General features: G+C 72.0%; 24 protein-coding genes. 11 read left to right on the forward strand and 13 right to left on the reverse strand.

The features are described from left to right. The first annotated feature begins 42 nt into the window (after window positions 1-42). Window positions 43-1,041: a GTP 3',8-cyclase MoaA gene (gene moaA, locus ACILRH_RS07050; protein WP_395691880.1), complete on the forward strand. Its 999-nt coding sequence runs from the start codon at window positions 43-45 to the stop codon at window positions 1,039-1,041. Between the two features lie 204 nt (window positions 1,042-1,245). Here the strand turns inward: moaA and ACILRH_RS07055 are convergent, their stop codons facing one another. After that, window positions 1,246-1,452 (reverse strand): acetone carboxylase, encoded by a 207-nt coding sequence (locus tag ACILRH_RS07055; protein WP_395691881.1) that lies wholly within the window; start codon window positions 1,450-1,452, stop codon window positions 1,246-1,248. A 144-nt stretch (window positions 1,453-1,596) separates the two neighbouring features. Continuing rightward, window positions 1,597-1,959, reverse strand: coding sequence for a DUF3099 domain-containing protein (locus tag ACILRH_RS07060; RefSeq protein ID WP_395691883.1), 363 nt, complete (start codon window positions 1,957-1,959; stop codon window positions 1,597-1,599). Between the two features lie 62 nt (window positions 1,960-2,021). Between ACILRH_RS07060 and ACILRH_RS07065 the strand changes: the two genes are divergently transcribed. From ACILRH_RS07065 to ACILRH_RS07080, 4 genes are all read left to right on the forward strand, one after another. After that, window positions 2,022-2,234, forward strand: coding sequence for a dodecin (locus tag ACILRH_RS07065; RefSeq protein WP_395691885.1), 213 nt, complete (start codon window positions 2,022-2,024; stop codon window positions 2,232-2,234). A 61-nt stretch (window positions 2,235-2,295) separates the two neighbouring features. Then, entirely contained in the window at window positions 2,296-3,039 is a 744-nt protein-coding gene (gene fabG / locus ACILRH_RS07070; RefSeq protein ID WP_395691887.1) for a 3-oxoacyl-ACP reductase FabG, read from the forward strand. Between the two features lies 1 nt (window position 3,040). Next, window positions 3,041-3,814 (forward strand): enoyl-ACP reductase FabI, encoded by a 774-nt coding sequence (fabI, locus tag ACILRH_RS07075; protein WP_395691888.1) that lies wholly within the window; start codon window positions 3,041-3,043, stop codon window positions 3,812-3,814. Between the two features lie 42 nt (window positions 3,815-3,856). Further along, window positions 3,857-4,381, forward strand: coding sequence for a SixA phosphatase family protein (locus tag ACILRH_RS07080; RefSeq protein ID WP_395691890.1), 525 nt, complete (start codon window positions 3,857-3,859; stop codon window positions 4,379-4,381). A 19-nt stretch (window positions 4,382-4,400) separates the two neighbouring features. Here ACILRH_RS07080 and serB read toward each other — a convergent pair whose 3' ends face one another. Continuing rightward, complete coding sequence (gene serB, locus ACILRH_RS07085) at window positions 4,401-5,615, reverse strand: phosphoserine phosphatase SerB (RefSeq protein ID WP_395691892.1); 1,215 nt, start codon at window positions 5,613-5,615, stop codon at window positions 4,401-4,403. Between the two features lie 35 nt (window positions 5,616-5,650). Then, complete coding sequence (locus ACILRH_RS07090) at window positions 5,651-6,385, reverse strand: hypothetical protein (RefSeq protein WP_395691894.1); 735 nt, start codon at window positions 6,383-6,385, stop codon at window positions 5,651-5,653. Between the two features lie 64 nt (window positions 6,386-6,449). Here ACILRH_RS07090 and ACILRH_RS07095 point away from each other — a divergent pair, with 64 nt between their 5' ends. Genes ACILRH_RS07095 through ACILRH_RS07110 form a run of 4 tightly spaced genes read left to right on the forward strand, consistent with a single transcriptional unit; the run spans window position 6,450 to window position 9,697 of the window. Beyond that, window positions 6,450-7,244 (forward strand): ABC transporter ATP-binding protein, encoded by a 795-nt coding sequence (locus tag ACILRH_RS07095; RefSeq protein WP_395691895.1) that lies wholly within the window; start codon window positions 6,450-6,452, stop codon window positions 7,242-7,244. 35 nt (window positions 7,245-7,279) lie between these two features. Beyond that, window positions 7,280-7,744, forward strand: coding sequence for an NfeD family protein (locus ACILRH_RS07100; protein WP_395691897.1), 465 nt, complete (start codon window positions 7,280-7,282; stop codon window positions 7,742-7,744). 19 nt (window positions 7,745-7,763) lie between these two features. Beyond that, a complete protein-coding gene (locus ACILRH_RS07105) occupies window positions 7,764-8,933 on the forward strand; it encodes an SPFH domain-containing protein (RefSeq protein WP_395691899.1) in 1,170 nt (389 codons plus the stop codon). Continuing rightward, window positions 8,930-9,697, forward strand: coding sequence for a sulfite exporter TauE/SafE family protein (locus tag ACILRH_RS07110; protein ID WP_395691901.1), 768 nt, complete (start codon window positions 8,930-8,932; stop codon window positions 9,695-9,697). The genes ACILRH_RS07105 and ACILRH_RS07110 overlap by 4 nt, the downstream gene beginning before the upstream one ends. Window positions 9,698-9,715: 18 nt before the next feature. On the opposite strand, the gene ACILRH_RS07115 is transcribed toward ACILRH_RS07110, so the two are convergent. Continuing rightward, window positions 9,716-10,075: a DUF4267 domain-containing protein gene (locus tag ACILRH_RS07115; protein ID WP_395691902.1), complete on the reverse strand. Its 360-nt coding sequence runs from the start codon at window positions 10,073-10,075 to the stop codon at window positions 9,716-9,718. A gap of 49 nt (window positions 10,076-10,124) precedes the next feature. Here ACILRH_RS07115 and ACILRH_RS07120 point away from each other — a divergent pair, with 49 nt between their 5' ends. Continuing rightward, entirely contained in the window at window positions 10,125-10,784 is a 660-nt protein-coding gene (locus ACILRH_RS07120) for a nitroreductase family protein (protein ID WP_395691904.1), read from the forward strand. A 265-nt stretch (window positions 10,785-11,049) separates the two neighbouring features. On the opposite strand, the gene ACILRH_RS07125 is transcribed toward ACILRH_RS07120, so the two are convergent. From ACILRH_RS07125 to ACILRH_RS07160, 8 genes are all read right to left on the reverse strand, one after another. After that, window positions 11,050-11,805: a hypothetical protein gene (locus tag ACILRH_RS07125; protein ID WP_395691906.1), complete on the reverse strand. Its 756-nt coding sequence runs from the start codon at window positions 11,803-11,805 to the stop codon at window positions 11,050-11,052. Between the two features lie 45 nt (window positions 11,806-11,850). Next, on the reverse strand, window positions 11,851-12,813 hold the full coding sequence (locus tag ACILRH_RS07130; protein WP_395691908.1) for an alpha/beta hydrolase: 963 nt from the start codon (window positions 12,811-12,813) through the stop codon (window positions 11,851-11,853). Continuing rightward, window positions 12,810-13,487, reverse strand: a complete 678-nt coding sequence (locus tag ACILRH_RS07135) for a glycerophosphodiester phosphodiesterase (RefSeq protein WP_395691910.1) — start codon at window positions 13,485-13,487, stop codon at window positions 12,810-12,812. Before ACILRH_RS07135 ends, ACILRH_RS07130 begins: the two co-directional genes overlap by 4 nt. Then, window positions 13,484-14,197, reverse strand: coding sequence for a gamma-glutamyl-gamma-aminobutyrate hydrolase family protein (locus ACILRH_RS07140; RefSeq protein ID WP_395691912.1), 714 nt, complete (start codon window positions 14,195-14,197; stop codon window positions 13,484-13,486). Before ACILRH_RS07140 ends, ACILRH_RS07135 begins: the two co-directional genes overlap by 4 nt. A gap of 15 nt (window positions 14,198-14,212) precedes the next feature. Further along, the gene (locus ACILRH_RS07145; RefSeq protein WP_395691914.1) at window positions 14,213-14,992 is read right to left on the reverse strand and encodes a 3-oxoacyl-ACP reductase; all 780 of its coding nucleotides are present in this window, start codon (window positions 14,990-14,992) and stop codon (window positions 14,213-14,215) included. A gap of 66 nt (window positions 14,993-15,058) precedes the next feature. After that, window positions 15,059-16,429 (reverse strand): aldehyde dehydrogenase family protein, encoded by a 1,371-nt coding sequence (locus ACILRH_RS07150; RefSeq protein ID WP_395691915.1) that lies wholly within the window; start codon window positions 16,427-16,429, stop codon window positions 15,059-15,061. Then, on the reverse strand, window positions 16,430-17,815 hold the full coding sequence (locus ACILRH_RS07155; RefSeq protein WP_395691917.1) for a glutamine synthetase family protein: 1,386 nt from the start codon (window positions 17,813-17,815) through the stop codon (window positions 16,430-16,432). Window positions 17,816-17,825: 10 nt separating this feature from the next. Continuing rightward, window positions 17,826-18,560, reverse strand: coding sequence for a FadR/GntR family transcriptional regulator (locus ACILRH_RS07160; RefSeq protein WP_395691918.1), 735 nt, complete (start codon window positions 18,558-18,560; stop codon window positions 17,826-17,828). 150 nt (window positions 18,561-18,710) lie between these two features. Between ACILRH_RS07160 and ACILRH_RS07165 the strand changes: the two genes are divergently transcribed. Continuing rightward, a complete protein-coding gene (locus ACILRH_RS07165; RefSeq protein WP_395691920.1) occupies window positions 18,711-20,294 on the forward strand; it encodes an amino acid permease in 1,584 nt (527 codons plus the stop codon).

Raw genomic sequence — 20,294 nt, forward strand, 5'->3', positions numbered from 1 at the left:
ACGAGGCTAACCGGCCGCCCGGCAGCGACCTACACTGCATGGATGCAGACGAGGATGCTCGCCGACCGCTACGGCCGGGTCGCCACCGACCTCCGGGTGTCGCTGACCGACCGGTGCAACCTGCGGTGCACCTACTGCATGCCGGCCGAGGGGCTGGACTGGCTGCCGTCGAAGAGCACGCTGACCGACGATGAGGTGGTCCGGCTCGTCCGGATCGGGGTCGAGCTGCTCGGGGTGCGCGAGGTGCGCTTCACCGGTGGGGAGCCGCTGCTGCGCCGCGGGCTCACCGACATCGTGCGGCGTACCAAGGCCGTCGACCCGGCGGTGGAGGTGTCGATCACCACCAACGCGCTCGGACTGGCCCGCACCGCCCACGCCCTCGCCGCGGCGGGTCTCGACCGGGTCAACGTCAGCCTCGACACCGTCCGCCGTGACACCTTCACCCAGATCACCCGCCGCGACCGGCTCGCCGACGTGCTCGGGGGTCTGGCGGCCGCCGAGGAGGCCGGGGTCGCCCCGGTCAAGGTCAACGCGGTCCTCATGCGCGGCGTGAACGACGACCAGGCCCCCGAGCTGCTGCAGTGGGCCGTGGCGGAGGGGTACGCGCTGCGGTTCATCGAGCAGATGCCGCTGGACGCCCAGCACGGGTGGAGCCGCGCGGACATGGTGACCGCCGACGAGATCGTGGAGCGACTGTCGGCGCAGTTCACGCTCACCCCCGCGGCCGAGCCCCGCGGCAGCGCCCCTGCGGAGCTCTTCCTCGTCGACGGGGGACCGGCGACCGTCGGGATCATCGCCAGCGTCACGCGTCCCTTCTGCGGCGACTGCGACCGGGTGCGGCTGACGGCCGACGGTCAGGTGCGCAACTGCCTGTTCGCCCGCGACGAGTCCGACCTGCGGGCCGCGCTGCGTGCGGGCGCCACCGACGCGGAGATCGCCGACCGGTGGGTGGTCGCGATGAGCGGCAAGCTGCCCGGCCACGGCATCGACGACCCGACCTTCCTCCAGCCGGACCGGCCGATGTCGGCCATCGGCGGCTGACGGCGGCTGACGGCGGCTGACGGCGACCGCGGCGACCCGTCCGGCGCTGTTTCATCAGGGGATGCAGGTGAGCCGGCACTTCCCACGGTGTGCCCAGGGTGGGAGGTGCGGGTTCACCAACAGACCATGGTGAACCTGTGACGGCGACTACCGGGGGCAGCGACCCCGCACCGGGTCGGGTCGTCACCGGCCCCCAGGCCGCACTCAGTGCGCGACGACGTCCTTGAGGAACTGCCGGGCCGCGAGGAAGTCGGAGAGCTGCTGGCGGTGCTCGTCGCACGCGAGCCAGGTCTTGCGGCGCTCGGGGGTGTGCAGCCGCGGGTTGTTCCACAGCAGCTCCCAGGCCGCCGGCCGCCGGCACCCCTTCGCCGAGCACTCGTCGACGGTGTCGACCTCGTCGCCGGGGCTCATCGAGCACCTCCTGGCCGGGCCGGTCGGGTGCGGACGGGACGAGAGGAGCGGTGCCGGACAGCCACGGGGGAAGCCGTCCGGCACCGCGGCGAACCGGGACGGGGGAGACCCGGCTCGCGCGGCGATTGTGTCATGCGGACGGGATCAGTCCAAGGGTGGGTCGGACACAAATCGACCCGAATTCTGCGCCGACCCGAGCTCGCGCTGGCTGTGCTGGGCGTCCACCAGGTCGAACCCGTCGGACTGGGAGGCGACGGCGTTGGCCATGACGACCGCGACGTAGGGCAGCACGAGCGCGCCCGCGATGAGGATGGGCCACAGCCAGCCGATCCCGGCCAGGGCGGCGACGATCGCACCGACGAAGCAGACCGATCGCAGCGTCATCGAGATCAGGTAGCGACGCTGGCGTCCCGCGATCTCGTCCCGACGGTTCGCCGGGGCGGTGGTGATGCGGATCGCCTCGTCGGACCCCTGCCGGGCCCCCGTGCGTCGAACCTCCCGGGCCATTGCTCCATCGTACGACGGGGCACCCAACGCCCCAGGTCCGGGACGGCCACTAGTCTCGGCCCATGACGAACCGCACCTACCGCGTCACCGAGATCGTCGGCACGTCCCCCGAGGGCATCGACGCCGCCGTCCGCAACGGGATCGAGCGCGCCTCGCGCACGCTGCGCCACCTCGACTGGTTCGAGGTCACCCAGGTGCGCGGCCAGATCAAGGACGGGACCGTCGAGCACTTCCAGGTCGGCATGAAGGTGGGCTTCCGGCTCGAGGACGACTAGGTGCCGTCTTGCGTGCTCGCCCGTTCGGTCTACCCGCCGGTAGTCGCTAGCGTCGCGTGACGTGAGCGCAGCAGTGGAGACCGAGCAGCAGTCCGGGCCCGAGCCGAGATCGGTCCTGGTGACCGGCGGCAACCGCGGCATCGGCCGCGCCATCGCCGAGGCGTTCGTCCGCAACGGCGACCGGGTGGCGGTGACCACCCGCGGCGGCGGTGCCCCGATGGGCGCCCTGGACGTGCGGTGCGACATCACCGACCCCGCGCAGGTGGAGGCCGCGTTCGCCACCATCGAGGAGGCGCACGGGCCCGTGGAGGTGCTCGTCGCGAACGCCGGCGTCACCGCCGACACGCTCCTGCTGCGCATGTCGGAGGACGACTGGTCGAGCGTCCTCGACACGAACCTGACCGGCTCCTTCCGGCTGGCCAAGCGGGCGGCCAAGGGGATGCTCCGCATGCGCCGCGGCCGGATCGTGCTGATCTCCTCGGTGGTCGGCCTCCTCGGCTCCGCCGGCCAGGTCAACTACGCCGCCTCCAAGGCGGGCCTGGTGGGCCTGGCCCGCTCGATCGCTCGTGAGCTCGGCTCGCGCTCGATCACCGCGAACGTCGTCGCCCCGGGCTTCATCGAGACCGACATGACCGGGGTCCTCAGCGACGAGCAGAAGGCGGCGATCCTGGCTCAGGTGCCGCTGGGCCGCTACGGGCAGCCCGACGAGATCGCCGAGACGGTGCTGTGGCTGACCGGGCCCGGCGCGGCGTACGTGACCGGGGCCGTCATCCCGGTCGACGGTGGACTGGGAATGGGGCACTGAGATGGCAGGCATCCTCGAGGGCAAGCGGATCCTGGTGGCCGGGGTCACCATGGACTCCTCGATCGGCTTCGCGACGGCGAAGGTCGCCCAGGAACAGGGCGCGACCGTGCTGATCTCGAACTTCGGACGGGCACTGGGGATCACCCGGCGGATCGCGAAGCGGCTCCCGGTGGAGCCGCCCGTGCTCGAGCTCGACGTCACCGACGACGACCACCTCGCCGGGCTGGAGGCGGCGGTGCGCGAGCACGTCGACGGGCTGGACGGCGTCGTGCACTCGATCGCCTTCGGCAACCCCGAGACGCTGCTGGGCGGCAAGTTCCTCACCGGACCGTGGCCCGACGTCGCCCAGGCGGTGCAGGTGTCGGCGTACTCCCTGATGTCGCTGACCCAGGCCGCCCGCCCGCTGATGACCGACGGCGGCTCCGTGGTCGGGCTCACCTTCGACGCGTCGGTCGCCTGGCCGGCGTACGACTGGATGGGCGTGGCCAAGGCCGGACTGGAGTCCTGCGCGCGCTACCTGGCCCGCGACCTGGGGCCCGAGGGCATCCGCGTCAACCTCGTCTCGGCGGGCCCGCTGAAGACGCTCGCGGCCAAGGCGATCCCCGGCTTCGAGGATCTCGAAGCGCTGTGGAGCACCCGGGCCCCGCTGGGCTGGGACAACACCGACCAGGAACCGACCGCGAAGGCGGTGTGCGCGCTGCTCTCCGACTTCTTCCCGGCGACGAGCGGCGAGATCGTGCACGTCGACGGCGGGTTCCACGCGATGGGCGCCTGACCTCCGCACCACCGATGCCGGTGGGCGTGCCAGAGTGGACGGGTGGACCTGGCTGAGCACCCCACCCGCCTGATCGTCGTGATGCGGCACGCCAAGGCCGAGCAGGTCGGACCGACCGACTTCGAGCGGGCCCTGGCCGACCGCGGGCACGCCGACGCCGCCGAGGCCGGCGCCTGGCTCGCGGCACGCGGCTTCGTGCCCGACCACGCCCTGGTGTCGGCGGCGCGCAGGACCCAGGAGACCTGGGCCTCCCTGGTCGCCGGGGGCGGCTGGGACCTCGACCCCGAGCTCGACCGGGGTCTCTACGCGGCCGAGCCCGAGACGGCCCTGGCCCTGGTGCGGCGCAGCGACCCGCAGAGCCGCCGGCTGGTCCTGGTCGGGCACAACCCGACGATGGCCTACCTGGCTCAGCTGCTCGGCGACGGGGGTGCGCCCGACGGCCTGGAGCGCGAGCTGATGACCGGCTTCCCGACCAGCGCCCTCGCGGTGTTCGCCCACGACGGCGAGTGGCCCGACCTCGTCGACGGGTCCGCCCGGCTGCTCGCCTACCACGTCGGCCGCGGCTGACCCGGGCCGCGAGACGACGTCAGACCGGGGGAGCCGGCGTGACGATGCCGACCTCGGCGTCCGCTGCCTCGATCTCCTCCCGGGAGATGCCGAGCAGGTAGACGATCGTGTCGAGGTAGGGGACGTTGACGGCGGTGTCGGCGGCGTCCTGCAGGATGGGCTTGGCGTTGTACGCGATGCCCAGGCCGGCCGCGTTGAGCATGTCGAGGTCGTTGGCGCCGTCGCCGATCGCGATCACGGCCGCCTCCGGGACCCCGATCTCGGCGGCGAACTCCCGCAGGGCGGCGGCCTTCCCGGCCCGGTCGACGACCGCTCCCACGATCCGACCGGTGAGCCGCCCGTCGGCGACCTCGAGCTCGTTGGCGCGGGAGAAGTGGATGCCGAGGTCCGACGCGAGACGGTCGGTGATCTGGGTGAAGCCTCCGGAGACGATCGCGAACCGGTAGCCCAGCCGGCGCAGCGTGCGGACCATGGTGCGCGCACCGGGGGCGAGCACGATGTCGGCGTACACCTCGTCCAGCGCTGACTCGGGCACGCCCGCCAGGAGTGCCACCCGCTCGCGCAGCGACTCCTCGAAGTCCAGCTCGCCGCGCATCGCCCGCTCCGTCACGGCCGCGACCTCGGCCTCGCAGCCCGCGTGGGCGGCCAGCATCTCGATGACCTCGCCCTGGATCAGCGTCGAGTCCACGTCCATGACGATCAGTCGGGTGCCCCGGCGCAGCAGGTTGGCCGGCTGCACGGCGATGTCGATGGACTGACGGCTGGCCTCGGCGGCCAGCACCGTGCGCAGTGTCTCGGTGTCGACGCCGCTCACGTGCAGGTCGATCGCGGTGACGGGGTAGCGCGCCATCCGCTCGATCCGGTCGATGTTGGCGCCGGCGTCCGCGATGCGACCCGCCACGGCGCTCATGGCGGCGGCCCGCAGCGGCGCCCCGATGACGGTCACGTGGGAGCGCCCCGACGCCCGGGCCCTGTTGTCGCCCGCGCCGGTCTCCAGGTCCACGCTCATGCCGAGCTCGGCCGCCGTCGTCTGCACCGCCTCGGTCACGCGGCGCAGGTTGCGGGGCGCGGTCACCAGGACGCCCAGGATCAACCGGCCGCGCAGCACGATCTGCTCGATGTCGAGCACCTCGACGCCGGCGCCGGAGAGCGCCCCGAAGACCGACGAGGTCACGCCCGGCCGGTCGCGGCCGGTGAGGGTGATGAGGAGCGTCTCGGGCTTGGGTGGAGTCATGACACCCGGGAGGCTATCCCGCCCGTGGGATGCGCTCAGTCCGGCGGCCACACCTCGGGCGAGCAGGCCGCGGTCAGGGCGGCACGGCCGGCGCGGTCGAGTGGGACCAGCGCGGCGCGGCGCTCCTGCATCTGTGCTGCCGACACGGCCGCGCCGTCGTCCTCCAGCGCGAGCGCCACGACCTCGACCGCCTGCAGCCCGCGGGCGGCCAGGTCGACGCAGCGGGCCGGCACGCCGTCCGGCGCGGCGAGCGGCTCGCGGTGACGCAGGTCCATCAGCCGGTCGGCGACCTCGGGCCGCCACCGCGCGACGTCGAGGTCCGCGAGTGCCTGTGCGGACTGCACCAGCGCGACGCGCAACGCCCGGTCCGCCTCGCCGACGTCGGGGAGCTGCCGACGCTCGGCCGGCGTCGCCACCCAGGCCACGGCTGCGCCGGTCCGGGCCGGCACCAGGCCGATCCCGGCGCCGATCGCGACCACGGCCTCCCCGGCCCCGAGCGCCTCGGTGTTGAAGTCCCGCGGGCCACCCAGGCCCACAGGATCCCCCTCGGCGGGGAAGGCGGCGCCCACGCCCGTGGCGCCCCGGCGACGCAGCTGGGCCAGGCCCTCGACCAGGCCGACGGTCCCGGTCACGCCGGGGAGCCCGGCGACGACGTGGGTGGCGTCGTCGCCGACCACCGCGTCGACGACGAGGTCGGTGACGACATCACCGCGCAGCCACGCCGTGCCCCACCACGCGAGCCGTGCGGCGGGCGGCAGGTGGGTCGTCACGGCCGTCGAGGATACGCGGTGAGCACCGGTCGGGAGGTCAGGCACCTCTCGCTAGGGTGACGCCATGACCGCCGTGCTGGACTTCGCCGAGGTGACCGTCCGGCGCGGCGAGGCGACGCTCCTCGACCGCGTCTCGTGGCGCGTGGAGGAGGACGACCGCTGGGTGGTGCTGGGTCCCAACGGGGCGGGCAAGACGACGCTGCTGCAGGTCGCCTCGGCGCAGATCCATCCCACGGCGGGGGTGGCCGGCATCCTCGACGAGGTCCTCGGGACGGTCGACGTCTTCGAGCTGCGTCCGCGGATCGGCCTGACCAGCGCGGCCCTGGCCGAGCGGATCCCGCGCGGTGAGCGGGTGCACGACGTGGTGGTGTCGGCGTCGTACGCCGTCGTCGGCCGCTGGCGGGAGGCGTACGACGGGCTCGACCACGACCGCGCGAGCCAGCTGCTCACCGAGGTCGGTGCCGCCCACCTCGCGGACCGCACCTTCGGCACCCTCAGCGAGGGCGAGCGCAAGCGGGTGCAGATCGCCCGGGCGCTGATGGCCGACCCCGAGCTGCTGCTGCTCGACGAGCCCGCCGCGGGCCTGGACCTCGGCGGCCGGGAGGACCTGGTGTCGACCCTGTCGGTGCTGGCGGCGGACCCGGGCTCCCCGGCGACCGTCCTGGTCTCCCACCACGTCGAGGAGATCCCGCCCGGCTTCACCCATGCGCTGCTGCTGCGGTCGGGACAGGTGGTGGCAGCCGGACCGGTCGGCGAGGTGCTGACCGAGGACCACCTGGCGGCGACGTTCGGGATGCCGTTGCTGCTGGGCCACGAGGACGGTCGCTGGAGCGCGCGGCGGCGCACCCGGCACCGCTGACCGGTCGGCTGCGGAGCAGCGGCTAGGGTCGATCCATGGATTGGCTGAGCGAGAACGCCTGGGCCGCATGGCTCGGCCTCGCCGCCGTGCTCGGCGCCGCCGAGCTGGTCAGCCTCGACCTCGTGCTCATCATGCTCGCGGTCGGCGCGCTGGCGGGCGGCCTGACCGCCGCGCTGGGTGCCGCGGTGGTCGCCCAGGTGCTGGTCGCCGGCATCGCCTCGATCGCGATGCTGGCCCTGGTCCGCCCCAGCCTGATCGCCAAGCTCCACCAGGGTCCCGAGCTCAGGCTCGGCCACAGCAAGCTCATCGGCCAGCGGGCCGTGGTGACGCGGCGGATCACCGGCCTCGAGGTCGGGCAGGTCCAGCTCGCGGGGGAGACCTGGTCCGCCGCGCCGTACGACGAGCACGTCACGATCGAGCCCGGGACGACCGTGGAGGTCTTCGAGATCCGCGGCGCCACGGCGTACGTCCACCCGGTCCCCGAGCTCGGCGGGGACTGACTCGGAAATGGTGAGGTGAATGGAGAGTTCCGTGCCCCTGGCGATCCTGATCGTCCTGCTGCTCCTGCTGATCTTCGTGATCGTGCTGCTGGCCAAGACCGTGCGGATCATCCCGCAGGCCCGCGCCGGCGTGGTGGAGCGCTTCGGCAAGTACCTCAAGACCCTGCCCGCCGGGCTCAACATCGTGGTGCCCTTCGTGGACCGGGTGCGCTACATCATCGACCTGCGCGAGCAGGTCGTGAGCTTCCCGCCGCAGCCGGTGATCACCGAGGACAACCTGGTGGTGTCGATCGACACCGTCATCTACTTCCAGGTCACCGACCCGATCGCCGCGACCTACGAGATCGCCAACTACATCCAGGCGATCGAGCAGCTCACGATGACCACCCTGCGCAACATCGTCGGCGGCATGGACCTGGAGGAGACGCTGACCAGCCGCGACCAGATCAACTCCGGCCTGCGCGGCGTCCTCGACGAGGCCACCGGCAAGTGGGGGATCCGGGTCAACCGGGTCGAGCTCAAGGGCATCGACCCGCCGCCGTCGATCAAGGACTCGATGGAGAAGCAGATGCGCGCGGACCGCGAGAAGCGCGCCGTCATCCTCACCGCCGAGGGCTCTCGCCAGGCCGCGATCCTGACCGCCGAGGGTGCCAAGCAGTCGTCGATCCTCAACGCTGAGGGTGACCGGGAGTCGCAGATCCTGCGCGCCCAGGCCGACCGGGAGTCGCAGATCCTGCGCGCCCAGGGCGAGGGCCAGGCGATCCAGACCGTCTTCCAGGCCATCCACGACGGCCAGCCCGACCAGTCCCTGCTGGCCTACCAGTACCTCCAGATGATGCCGAAGATCGCGGAGGGCGACGCCAACAAGGTCTGGATCGTCCCGAGCGAGATCGGGAAGGCGCTCGAGGGCCTCGGCTCGACGATGAACAGCCTGCAGGGGATCCCGCAGGAGGTCGCCGGGCCCCTCAAGCGGGTCGACATGGGCCCCTCCGAGCCGGCGGCACCCAAGTCCGACGCCACCTTGACCGAGACGAACGCCGCGGTCGAGGCGGCGATCAAGGAGGCGGAGAACGCCGCCAACCCGGGTCGCAGCAGTCGCGCGTCGCAGGCCGTGGAGGCCATGGGATCGACGCCGCCCGACGACACCGACCCGTCCGTCGACCCGGGTGAGGTGCCGCCCGCCACGTGAGCCCGCTCGAGGTCGTGGCGATCCTGCTCGCCGGGGTCGCGGCCGGGACCATCAACACCGTCGTGGGGTCGGGAACGCTGATCACGTTCCCGACCCTGCTGGCGTTCGGCATCCCCCCGGTGACGGCCAACGTCTCGAACACGATCGGGCTGGTGCCGGGCTCGGTCTCCGGGGCCGTGGGCTACCGCCGCGAGCTGTCCGGCCAGCGCTCCCGGGTGCTGCGGCTCGGCGTGGCGTCGCTGGTCGGCGGCACGGTCGGCGCGGTGCTGCTCCTCGTCCTGCCGGCGGGCGCCTTCGAGGCGATCGTGCCCGTCCTCATCGTGCTCGGCCTGGTCCTCGTCGTGCTCCAGCCCCGGATCTCGGCCTGGGTCGCGCGGCGGCACGAGGCGCTGGGGGGCATGCCGCACCACGGCACCTGGTGGGTGTGGCCCGGCGTGCTGCTGACCGGCGTGTACGGCGGCTACTTCGGCGCTGCGCAGGGGGTCCTGCTGATGGCCGTGATGGGGACCGGCCTGGACGAGCCGCTGCAGCGCCTCAATGCGGTCAAGAACGTGCTGGCCGCCCTCGTCAACGCCGTCGCCGGGCTGATCTTCGCGCTCGTCGCGGACGTCGACTGGTGGGTGGTGCTGATGATCGGCATCGGCTCCGTCATCGGCGGGCAGCTCGGCGCCACGGTCGGCCGCCGGCTGCCCGGCACCGCCCTGCGGGTCACGATCGTCGTCGTGGGGCTGGTCGCCCTCGTGGCGTTCCTGCTGGGCAGCTGACGGGCGTGGCGACGCGGGTCAGCGGCGGCGGACCAGCGCGACGAGCCCGGCGGCGATCGCACCACCGGCGGGGCCGATCAGGGTCATCGCGGTCTTCCGGCTGACGGTGCCGTCCTGCATCGCGAGGTAGCCGGTGCCGGCGTCCGCGGCGTCGACCAGGATGCCCAGCCCGATCAGGCCCTTCTGGGCCCGGCCCCGGGAGACGAGGGTGACCAGCCCGAGGGCGACCTCGCGCGAACCGAAGAGCCGGGCGACGTACGACACCTGGGGGTTGGCCGCGGTGTCGAGCTGGAACATGCGGGCGGCGGTCTCGGGGCTGGCCAGGGCGACCGCCCCGACCGCGATCCGGCCGAGGGACAGTCCGATCACAGGGTTCATGGCGAGCAACCTAGAGCACGACGCAGGTCCACGTGACAGGCTCGGCCACATGGAGCTGTACGACGTCATGCGGACCACGCCCGCGGTCCGGGAGTTCACCGACGACCCGCTGCCGGACGAGACGCTGCACCGGATCCTCGAGAACGCGCGGTTCGCCCCGAGCGGCGGCAACCGGCAGGGCACCCGCGTGGTGGTCGTGCGCGACCAGGCGACCCGCGAGCGGCTGGCCGAGCTGAACGAGCCGGCGGTGCGCCGCTACGTCGCGCAGATCAGGGCCGGGCAGAGCCCGTGGAACCCGCTCGAGCCCCCGGTGCCGTCGCCGGAGGAGATCGCGGCGACCGACGTGCCCGAGCAGTTCACGCGACCGGTGCTGACCGCGGCGGCCGTGCTGGTCTTCTGCGTCGACCTCGGCGTCGTGGCGGCGATGGACCAGGACCTGGACCGGATCGGGCTGGTGTCCGGCGCCTCGGTCTATCCGCTGGTCTGGAACGTGCTGCTGGCCGCTCGCAACGAGGGCTTCGGCGGCACGATCACCACCATGGCGGTCGCCGAGGAGCCCGCCGTGCGCGAGCTGCTCGGCGTCCCGGAGCAGTACGCCGTCGCGGCGGTGGTCCCCCTCGGTCGCCCGGTCCGGCAGCTGACGAAGCTGCGGCGGGTGCCGGTCGCCGAGCTGGCTCGGCGGGAGCGGTTCGACGGCGAGCCGTTCTGAGGGTCGGCGCCGACCACTCCTGTCTCGTGAACCTCAGGTTCATCACGGTCTGCAGGTGAAACCGCACCTCCCGTGGTGAGCCCACCGTGGGAAGTGCAGGTTCACCTGCAGACCATGGTGGAACCGCACCAGCTCGTCGCGCACACCGCTGGCGGCGCGCTGACCCCCCACGTTTGGTCACCAAACCGCACGTTCTGCGCTCGAAAACCTGCGGTTGGTGACCAAACGTCGCAACTTTCCGCCACCGGCGCGCGGGGCGGGCAGGTCAGGAGGTGGGGAGGACCAGACCGGCGGGAGACTGCAGGAGCGTGCGCCGGACGACCGGACCGCGGAGCGTCCGTGAGGTGTCACGCGTGTCGCCTCGACCGGTCCGCACCCGGGCGCCGTAGATCAGCGTGTTGGGATCCACCACGAGGTCGCTTGTGCCCCAGGTGTCGACGGCCACCACGACCTCGTCGATGAGGCCCGACTCGGCCGCTCCGAAGCGGACCCAGGTCGGGGAGCCGAGGCAGGTGCGCGGCAGCGCAACGGTGAGCAGCGGACCGGCTACGGTGACCGCGGACTGGGGGCAGGTCCGCTCGGCCATGACGGCTGACCAGCCGTGGCAGTCGGGCGTCCCGTCCCCGTCCTCGTCGAAGTCCATGGGTGACCAGTCGGGCTCGTCCCCGAGGAACACGTGCCACCGGCCGTGGGGCCGGAGCCGGGAGACGTCCACCAACAGCTCCCGACGAGGCGTCAGCACGTGCAGCGTGAGGTACCTGCCGTCCGTGGCGTCGGCGCCGACGTGACGCAGCCGGACCATCACCACGTGGGGACGGTGCTGCACGGTCATCCGGGTGATGTCGACGCTGGTGGCCGCCTCGGCCTCGACGGGGGTGGCGGCGCACAGGCGTCCGGCCTCCATCCGGGCCGCCTGCACGTCCCCGGCAACGTCGTCACCGGACCACGGTGCGGCTCCTGCGGGAGCCGGCAGGACGAGCACCAGGAGGGCGAGGACGAGGACCCCGAGGGCACGTGACATGCGCGCATCCTGCCCCAGCCAGCACGGGCGGGGAGGACGAACGGGTCAACCGACGTACGTCGCGTGCCAGCGGTCCATCTCGGCGTACGCCGTGGCGCGCGGCGCCGCGCGGGACAGGATGACGTCGTGGCGGGCGCCCTCGATGGCGATGTAGGTGACGTGGCTGCCGAGCGCGGTGGCCCACCTCCGGATCTGGGGCACCTCGAGCACGATGTCGTAGTCGTGCACGTCGTCCCCCATCTCCTTGGGCCAGCGGGTGCCGGCCGAGGAGAGCACCAGCACGGGGCAGCCGACCTCCAGGCCGCTCTGGACCTGGTCGTGGCCCAGGCGGATCGCGCGCAGCCACCCGAAGGTGACCGGGAAGGAGTCCAGCGGCTTCCAGTCGGTGTTGAAGGTCCACTCGCCGTGGTGGTCGGCGTGCAGGCTGCGGCCGTAGTGGCCACCGACGGTCCGCGGGATGGTCAGCGTGGGCTGGCGGGCGCCGACCTGCTTGATGACCGAGGTGCCCACGCCTCGCACGAGCGGGCCGCCCTGCATGTCCAGCCAGGGCGAGTTGAGCACCATCCCGGCGAGCCCGGGCCGCCGGTCGTCGGCCCACAGGGACGCGATCAGGCCACCCGTCGAGTGCGCGCTGAGCACGACGTGGTCGTGGCCGTCGCGCTCGACGACCCGGTGCAGGGCGGCGTCGATGTCGGGGAAGTGCTGGCGCAGGTCGGTGACGAAGTTGGGCGTCTGGTGCGGCCGCAGCGACCGGCCGTACTTGCGCAGGTCGACGGCGTAGAAGTCGTAGCCCCGGGCGTTCCACCACTCGGCGAAGTCGGTGTGGAAGAAGTAGTCGCAGAAGCCGTGGACGTGCAGCACCGCGCGGCGGGTGGGCTCCGGCGCGCGGCGTACGACGAGGGTGACGACGACCGGGCCCTCCTCGTCGGGAGGGAGGTGGATCGTCTCGGCCAGGTAGGGCTCGCCCAGCACGTCGGGGACGAGCTCGTCGAAGGCGCCCGTGCTCATGCGGAGATCCTGCCAGCGCGCAGGTCGAGGGCGACGGCCGGCTCGTTGGACGTCACCAGCCAGGCCCGGCCCGGCCGCATCCAGTAGGCAAGCGACCGAGGGGTGTCGACGGTCCACACGAGCAGCGGCAGCCCCTGTCGACGGGCGAAGCGCGCCACCCGCAGCCGGGCGAGCCAGTGGTGCGCGACCACGACGTTGGCGCGCGAGTGGCCGTAGCGAACCTCGGGCCACAGCTCGGAGACCCGGACCGTGACCATCTGCCAGAGGGCGAAGCCCGGCACGCCACGCCCCAGCGACAGGCCCACCATCAGGTCGTGCCCGGTGGCGTCGGCCCAGTCCCGGACCCTGCGGACGCCCTCGTCGTGCCCGGTCGTCACCAGCAGCCGGTCGGTGCCGAGGCGCTCCACGGCGCGGGCGACCGCGGCCACCTCGTCGCCGTGGAACTTCAGGTCCAGGTGCGCGCGGGCGCGGCCCGCGAGCAGTCCCAGCGCCTCCTCGTAGCGCAGCAGCTCGGGCGCGGCGACGTCCAGCGGGTCGTGGTGGAGCACGAGCTCGCCGTCGGCGCAGCGCTGGACGTCGATCTCGACGTAGTCCGCACCGAGCGCGATGGCGGCCTCGATGGCGTCGCGGGTCAGGCAGCGGTGGGCGCTGACCAGGGGTGGTGGTGGCGTCATCGGGAGGCAGCGTACGACGCGGCCGCGCGGACCAGCCCCGCCAGCAGCCCGACGTCCGCCGCGGTCTCGGGGTGCCACTGCACGCCGAGGCAGAACCGCTCCCCGGGGAGCTCCATGGCCTCGAGCGTCCCGTCCGCCGCGTGCGCGACCTCGTCGTAGCCCGGATGCGTGGCGACCGACTGGTGGTGGTGGCAGTTCACCGACAGCCGGTCACCGACCAGGCCGGCCAGTCGCGAGCCGGTCACGGTGGTCACCGCGATCACCCCGAACTCGTCGCCGCCGGGGGAGTGCTGCTCGTGGTCGACGACGTCGGGGACGTGCTGCTCGAGCGCGCCCCCGCTGTGCACGGCCATCACCTGCATGCCGCGACACACGCCCAGGACCGGCAGGCCGGTCGCGTCCGCGGCGTCCAGCAGGGCGAGCTCCCACCGGTCGCGGTCGGGCCGCCAGCCCGCCGTGCGCGGGTGCGCCTCGGCGCCGTACGACGCCGGGTCGACGTCCGCGCCCCCGCAGACCACCAGCCCGTCCAGCCGGGCGACGACGGTGTCAGCCGCGCCGGGCTCGGCGACAGGAGGCAGCAGGACCGGCACACCGCCGCACGCGACCACGGCCTCGGCGTACTGCGTGGGCAGCAGGTCGGCGCGCTGGTGCCACACCCCCCAGGCCGCGTCCTCGCGGTAGGTGGTGAGACCGATGAGGGGAGCCGTCATGCTCGCAGCTGGTTCTCAGAGCGGAGTGACGTACGCCCCGGAGATGCCGCCGTCGACCAGGAAGGTGTTGGCGGTCATGAACGAGGAGTCGTCGGAGGCGAGGAACAGCACGGCCGCCGCCATCTCCTCCGGCTCGCCGAAGCGGCCCATCGGCACGTGCACCAGCCGCCGGGCGGCGCGCTCGGCGTCCTTGGCGAACAGCTCCTTGAGCAGCGGCGTGTTGACCGGACCGGGGCACAGCGCGTTGACCCGGACGCCGTCGCGGGCGAACTGCACGCCGAGCTCGCGGGTCATCGACAGCACGCCGCCCTTGGAGGCGGAGTAGGAGATCTGGGACGTCGCCGCACCCATCACCGCGACGAACGACGCCGTGTTGATGATCGAACCCTTGCCCTGCTCGAGCATGTAGGGCAGCGCCGCCTTGCAGCACAGGTAGACGCTGGTCAGGTTGACCTCCTGCACCTTGCGCCACGCATCGAGGTCGGTGTCGAGGATCGAGTCGTCCTCCGGCGGGCTGATGCCGGCGTTGTTGAAGGCGATGTCGACCGACCCGTAGGTGTCCTTCGCGGTCTGGAAGAGGGCGTCGACCTGCTCCTTGGAGGTGACGTCGACGTGCACGTACGTCGCCACGCTCTCGCCGCCCAGCTCGGCCACGATCTCGGCGCCACGGGCGTCGTTCAGGTCGCCGATGACCACCTTCGCGCCCTCGGCGACGAAGCGCTGGACCGTCGCGAGACCGATGCCCGAGCAGCCTCCGGTGACGACCGCGACCCGGTCCTGGATGCGTCCTGCCACGTGCGTTCCTTTCAAGTGACGGGGGTCTCGAGACGGTTGCTGCGCAACCTCCTCGACCACCGTGGGTCAGTGGGCGATGAAGACGTTCTTCTCCTCGGTGAACGCCATCGGCGCGTCCGGGCCGAGCTCGCGGCCGAGGCCGGACTGCTTATAGCCGCCGAACGGCGTCCAGTAGCGGACCGAGGAGTGCGAGTTGACGCTGAGGTTGCCGGACTCGACGGCCCGCGCCACGCGCAGGCCGCGGCCGAGGTCGGTGGTGAAGATCGAGCCGGACAGGCCGTACTCGGTGTCGTTGGCCTTGGCCACGGCGTCCGCCTCGTCGTCGAAGGGCATCACCGCGACGACCGGTCCGAAGACCTCCTCGCGCCAGATCCGGGTCGCGGGGTCGTCCACGGTGACCACCGACGGCGGGAGCCAGAAGCCCGGGCCGCCGGGGGACGAGCCGGCGAAGGCCACCTCCACCTCGTCGAGGTAGCCGGCCACCGAGTCGCGCTGCTGGGCGGAGATGAGCGGCCCCATCTCGCTGGACTCGTCGCTGGGGTCGAGGACGCGCAGGCCCTCCACTGCCGGCTGCAGCTTGGAGAGGAACTCGTCGTACGCCGAGCGCTCCACCAGGATGCGGGAGCGGGCGCAGCAGTCCTGGCCGGCGTTGTCGAAGACGGCGTACGGCGCGCTCGCGGCCGCCGCGTCGATGTCGGCGTCGGCGAAGACGATGTTGGAGCTCTTGCCACCCAGCTCGAGCGTCACCTTCTTCACCTGGTCGGCGCAGCCGGCCATGATCCGCTTGCCGACCTCGGTGGAGCCGGTGAAGCAGACCTTCTGCACCAGCGGGTGGGTCACGAACCGCTCGCCGACCACCGAGCCCTTGCCGGCGACGATCGTCAGCACGTGCTCGGGCAGGCCGGCCTCGAGGGCGAGCTCGCCCAGCCGCAGGGCGGTGAGAGGGGTCAGCTCGGCCGGCTTGAGGACCACGGTGTTGCCCGCGGCCAGGGCCGGCGCGAACCCCCAGCCGGCGATGGGCATCGGGAAGTTCCACGGCACGATCACGCCCACGACGCCGAGCGGCTCGTGGAAGGTGACGTCGACGCCGCCGGGCACGGGGATCTGACGGCCGAAGAGCCGCTCGGGGGCACCCGCGTAGTAGTTCAGGCAGTCCCGGACGTTGCCGGCCTCCCAGCGCGCGTTGCCCCACGTGTGGCCGGCGTTGCGCACCTCCAGCTCGGCGAGCTCGTCGACGTGCGCGTCGACCACCGCGGCGAACCGCCGCAGCAGCGCGGCCCGCTCACCGGGCGGCATCGCCCGCCAGGCCGGGAAGGCGGCGTGGGCGGCCTCGATCGCCGCGTCGGCGTCCGCCAGGGACGCCAGGGGCAGCTCGACGACCGGCGTCGCGGTCGCCGGGTTGATCACCACGTGTGTCGCAGTCACTGCTTCGGTCACCTACAGCCTCTCGAACCCTCGGAACCGCTCCCAGTCGGTCACGGTCGCGTCGTACGCCGCCAGCTCGACGGCGGCCATGTTGGCGTAGTGGTCGACGACCTCGTCGCCCAGGGCCGCCCGCGTCACCTCGGAGGAGACGAACGCCTCACGGGCGGCGCCCATCGTGTGGGGGACGTGCGGCTTGTCGGAGTGGTAGGCGTTGCCCTCGAGCGCCGGCTCGAGCGGGAGCTCGTGCTCGATACCGTGCAGCCCGCCCGCCAGCATCGCGGCCAGCGCCAGGTAGGGGTTCACGTCCGCGCCCGGGATCCGGTTCTCCAGCCGCGCGCTCGGGCCGCGGCCGACCAGGCGGACGGCGCACGTGCGGTTGTCCAGGCCCCAGGCGATCGCGGTCGGCGCGAACGAGCCGTCGGCGAACCGCTTGTAGGAGTTGATGTTGGGCGCGTACAGCAGCGTGAAGTCGGCGGCGGTCGCGAGGATCCCGGCGACGAAGTGGTCGTAGAGCGGGCTGCGCTCGCCGCGGTCGGCGTCCCAGAACACCAGCGAGCCGTCCTGGCCGCGCAGCGACATGTGGATGTGGCAGGAGCTGCCCTCGCGCTGGTCGTACTTCGCCATGAACGTGATCGCCTTGCCCTGCTGGGCGGCGATCTCCTTGGCGACGGTCTTGTAGACCGCATGGTTGTCGGCGGTGGTCAGCGCGTCGGCGTAGAGGAACCCGATCTCGTGCTGCCCGAAGTTGCACTCGCCCTTGGCGGCCTCGACGTCGAGCCCCGCGTCATACATCGTGTTGCGGATCGCGCGCAGCAACGGCTCGGCGCGGGTGGTGCCGAGGATCGAGTAGTCGACGTTGTACTGGTTCACCGGGGTCAGGTCGCAGTAGTGCTGGGCGTGCGCCTGCTCGTAGGAGGTGTCGAAGGCGATGAACTCCAGCTCGGTTCCGGCAAGCGCCTCCCAGCCCCGCTCGGCCACGCGGTCGAGCTGGCGCTGGAGGATCCCGCGGGGCGACGGGAGCACCGGCCGGTGGTCGGGCCACACCCAGTCGGCCTGCACCATCGCGGTCGCCGGCAGGTGGGTCAGCACCCGGATCGTCCGCTCGTCGAGCACGAACTCCATGTCGCCGTAGCCGCTCTCCCACGAGGTCATCGCGTAGCCGTCGACGGTGTTCATGTCGACGTCGACCGCGAGCAGGTAGTTGCAGCCCTCGGTGCCGTGGGGCACGACCACGTCGGCGAAGTAGCGGGCGTGCATGCGCTTGCCCTGGAGGCGTCCCTGCATGTCGGTGGCGGCCACGACGACCGTGTCGATCTTGCCGGTCTCGATGCGCTGGAGCAGCTGTGCCATCGACAGGTGCCGGTCGTTGCGCAGCTGCCCTCGGGCATGGTCGGTCATCGGGTCTCCTTTATCCCAGCAGCCCGCGCAGCAGCGCGGCCGTGTCGTCGCAGTGCTCCTCCATGACCGCGCGTGCCCGGGCGGCCTCGCCGGCCAGGACCGCCCGCACCAGCGCGGCGTGCTGGCGGTCGGAGTGGCCGATGTTGGTGCCCAGCACGGGGATGGCGAGCAGCATCTCGTGGAGCGTCGCCTGGACCGAGGTGACGGCCTCGATGACCCGGGGCGAGTCGGCCAGCGAGGCGATGGTCAGGTGGAAGCGGGAGTCGGCCTGGCGGTGGTCGGCCGGCCGCCGCGCCGCGACGACGTCGGCATGCGCGCGCTCGAGCTCCTCCCGGCGTACGCCGGTGAGGTCGGCGTTCGCGGCCAGCCAGGCGGCACCGGGCTCGACGACCCGCCGGAACTCCAGGGCATCGAGCCAGTCGCGCCGCCGCTCGGGGGAGATCCGCGCTGCGGCCCGGGCGCTGGGCGTGCGCGGCTTGAGGATCACCACGGTGCCGCCGCCCCGGCCGCGCCGGGTCTCGACCAGGCCGGCCTCGCGGAGCGCGGCCATCGCCTCGCGAAGCGTCGCCCGCGACACGGCCAGGCGCGCCGCGAGCTCCCGCTCGCTGGGCAGCGTGCTGCCCAGCGGGTAGACCCCGAGCCGGATCGCGGTGCCCAGCTGCTCCACGCAGGCCTCGAACGCGTGGTGGCCGCGGACCGGTCGCAGCACCGCCTCGGGCAGGCGCTGGTCGGGCGAGGCGGTCACGGGCTCAACCTTCGGGTCGCGGTCTGAGGGTGTCAATGGCCAAGTGGTCTGAGTTCATACCATTTTTACGGAGATGTCTTTACACCCGGATCGGCCCGGGTCTAGCGTCCGCCTCACATTCGCACTCACGCCACCCGGAAGGTGTGTCGCATGCCCGAAGCGTACGAGCCGGCCTCGGCTCCTCACCCCCACCTCAGCGAGGACGAGAAGCACCTCGCCCGTCTCGGGTACAAGCAGGAGCTGAGCAGGACCTGGTCCGGCTTCTCCAACTTCGCCATCTCCTTCTCGATCATCTCGATCCTCGCCGGCTGCCTGACGACCTACGGCGCCGGCATCGCCAACGGCGGACCGGTCTCGATCTCGTGGTCGTGGCCGATCATCTCGGTCTTCATCCTGATCATCGGCTTCACGATGTCGGAGCTGGTCTCGTCGATGCCGACCTCCGGCGGCATCTACTACTGGTCGTCCAAGCTCGGTGGACCCAGGGCCGGCTTCTTCACCGGGTGGCTGAACCTGATCGGCCTGATCGCGGTGACGGCGTCGGTGGCCTACGGCTGCGCGACCTTCTTCGAGCTGACGTTCCTCGAGTGGGGCTGGTACGACACCTTCTCGCTCAACCGGATCTTCGTCTTCTTCGTGGTGATCCTGGCGCTGATCACCGTGATCAACATCTTCTCCAGCCACCTGCTGGCGCTGCTCAACAACATCTCCGTGTGGTGGCACGTCGTCGGGGCGGCCGTGCTGATCGGCGTCCTGCTCATCGTGCCGGACCAGCACCTGAGCGTCTCCCAGGTGTTCACCGACACCTACAACGGCTCTGGGTGGGACGGTGGATCGACCAGCTCCCTGGCGTTCTTCTTCGTGATCATCCCGTTCGGGTTCATCCTGACCCAGTACACGATCACCGGGTTCGACGCCTCGGTGCACCTCTCGGAGGAGACGCAGGGAGCCGCGAAGTCGGCGGCCCAGGGCATCTGGCGGTCGATCTTCTACTCGGCCGTCGGTGGCTACCTGCTGCTCCTCGCCGTCACCTTCGCGATCCCGCAGGTGGACGGCCAGCCCGACTACGCCAGCATCCCTGCCGGCGGCGTCGCGTACGTGTTCGACGCCTCGCTCGGTGCGAACTGGGCCGGCACGCTGCTCTTCATCTCGGCAGCCGCCCAGCTCTTCTGCGCCACGGCCTGCCTGACGTCCACCTCGCGGATGATGTTCGCCTTCAGCCGCGACCGCGCGGTCCCGGGCTCGCGACTCTGGTCGAAGGTCAACCACAGCAAGACCCCGGTCAACGCGGTCCTCTGCGCAGCCGTCATCGGCGGACTCATCACGCTCCCGGCGCTGAAGTCCGTGAACGGCATCCCGACCGCGTTCTACGCCGTCGTCTCGGTCTCCGTGATCGGTCTGTACTTCTCGTTCGCGATCCCGATCTTCCTGCGCTGGCGACACGGCGACAAGTTCCAGGTCGGCAGCTGGAACAACGGCAGCAAGTACAAGTGGATGAACCCGCTGGCCGTGATCGAGATCCTCTTCGTCGGCATCATGCTGATGCTCCCGACGTCGCCCTATGGCGCGCCCTGGACCGACGAGTTCACCTGGGCCAGCGTCAACTACGCGCCGATCATGACGGTGGGCGTGCTCATCGTGCTGTGGATCTGGTGGGAGGCGTCGGCCAAGAAGTGGTTCACCGGCCCGGTCCAGACGATCGACCAGGCCGTCGTCGACGCCTTCGACGACTGA

It is taken from the genome of Nocardioides sp. (assembly GCF_044226765.1).
Classification (GTDB): Bacteria; Actinomycetota; Actinomycetes; order Propionibacteriales; family Nocardioidaceae; genus Nocardioides.

Bases quoted from the DNA above. Each gene is read 5' to 3' on its own strand.
- ACILRH_RS07120 (WP_395691904.1), top strand. From the start codon at position 10,125: ATGGAGCTGTACGACGTCATGCGGACCACGCCCGCGGTCCGGGAGTTC.
- ACILRH_RS07065 (WP_395691885.1), top strand. From the start codon at position 2,022: ATGACGAACCGCACCTACCGCGTCACCGAGATCGTCGGCACGTCCCCC.
- fabI (WP_395691888.1), top strand. From the start codon at position 3,041: ATGGCAGGCATCCTCGAGGGCAAGCGGATCCTGGTGGCCGGGGTCACC.
- ACILRH_RS07135 (WP_395691910.1), bottom strand. From the start codon at position 13,487: ATGACGCCACCACCACCCCTGGTCAGCGCCCACCGCTGCCTGACCCGC.
- moaA (WP_395691880.1), top strand. From the start codon at position 43: ATGCAGACGAGGATGCTCGCCGACCGCTACGGCCGGGTCGCCACCGAC.
- ACILRH_RS07125 (WP_395691906.1), bottom strand. From the start codon at position 11,805: ATGTCACGTGCCCTCGGGGTCCTCGTCCTCGCCCTCCTGGTGCTCGTC.
- ACILRH_RS07165 (WP_395691920.1), top strand. From the start codon at position 18,711: ATGCCCGAAGCGTACGAGCCGGCCTCGGCTCCTCACCCCCACCTCAGC.
- ACILRH_RS07140 (WP_395691912.1), bottom strand. From the start codon at position 14,197: ATGACGGCTCCCCTCATCGGTCTCACCACCTACCGCGAGGACGCGGCC.
- ACILRH_RS07060 (WP_395691883.1), bottom strand. From the start codon at position 1,959: ATGGCCCGGGAGGTTCGACGCACGGGGGCCCGGCAGGGGTCCGACGAG.
- ACILRH_RS07055 (WP_395691881.1), bottom strand. From the start codon at position 1,452: ATGAGCCCCGGCGACGAGGTCGACACCGTCGACGAGTGCTCGGCGAAG.
- ACILRH_RS07100 (WP_395691897.1), top strand. From the start codon at position 7,280: ATGGATTGGCTGAGCGAGAACGCCTGGGCCGCATGGCTCGGCCTCGCC.
- ACILRH_RS07105 (WP_395691899.1), top strand. From the start codon at position 7,764: ATGGAGAGTTCCGTGCCCCTGGCGATCCTGATCGTCCTGCTGCTCCTG.
- ACILRH_RS07155 (WP_395691917.1), bottom strand. From the start codon at position 17,815: ATGACCGACCATGCCCGAGGGCAGCTGCGCAACGACCGGCACCTGTCG.
- ACILRH_RS07095 (WP_395691895.1), top strand. From the start codon at position 6,450: ATGACCGCCGTGCTGGACTTCGCCGAGGTGACCGTCCGGCGCGGCGAG.
- ACILRH_RS07115 (WP_395691902.1), bottom strand. From the start codon at position 10,075: ATGAACCCTGTGATCGGACTGTCCCTCGGCCGGATCGCGGTCGGGGCG.
- ACILRH_RS07130 (WP_395691908.1), bottom strand. From the start codon at position 12,813: ATGAGCACGGGCGCCTTCGACGAGCTCGTCCCCGACGTGCTGGGCGAG.
- serB (WP_395691892.1), bottom strand. From the start codon at position 5,615: ATGACTCCACCCAAGCCCGAGACGCTCCTCATCACCCTCACCGGCCGC.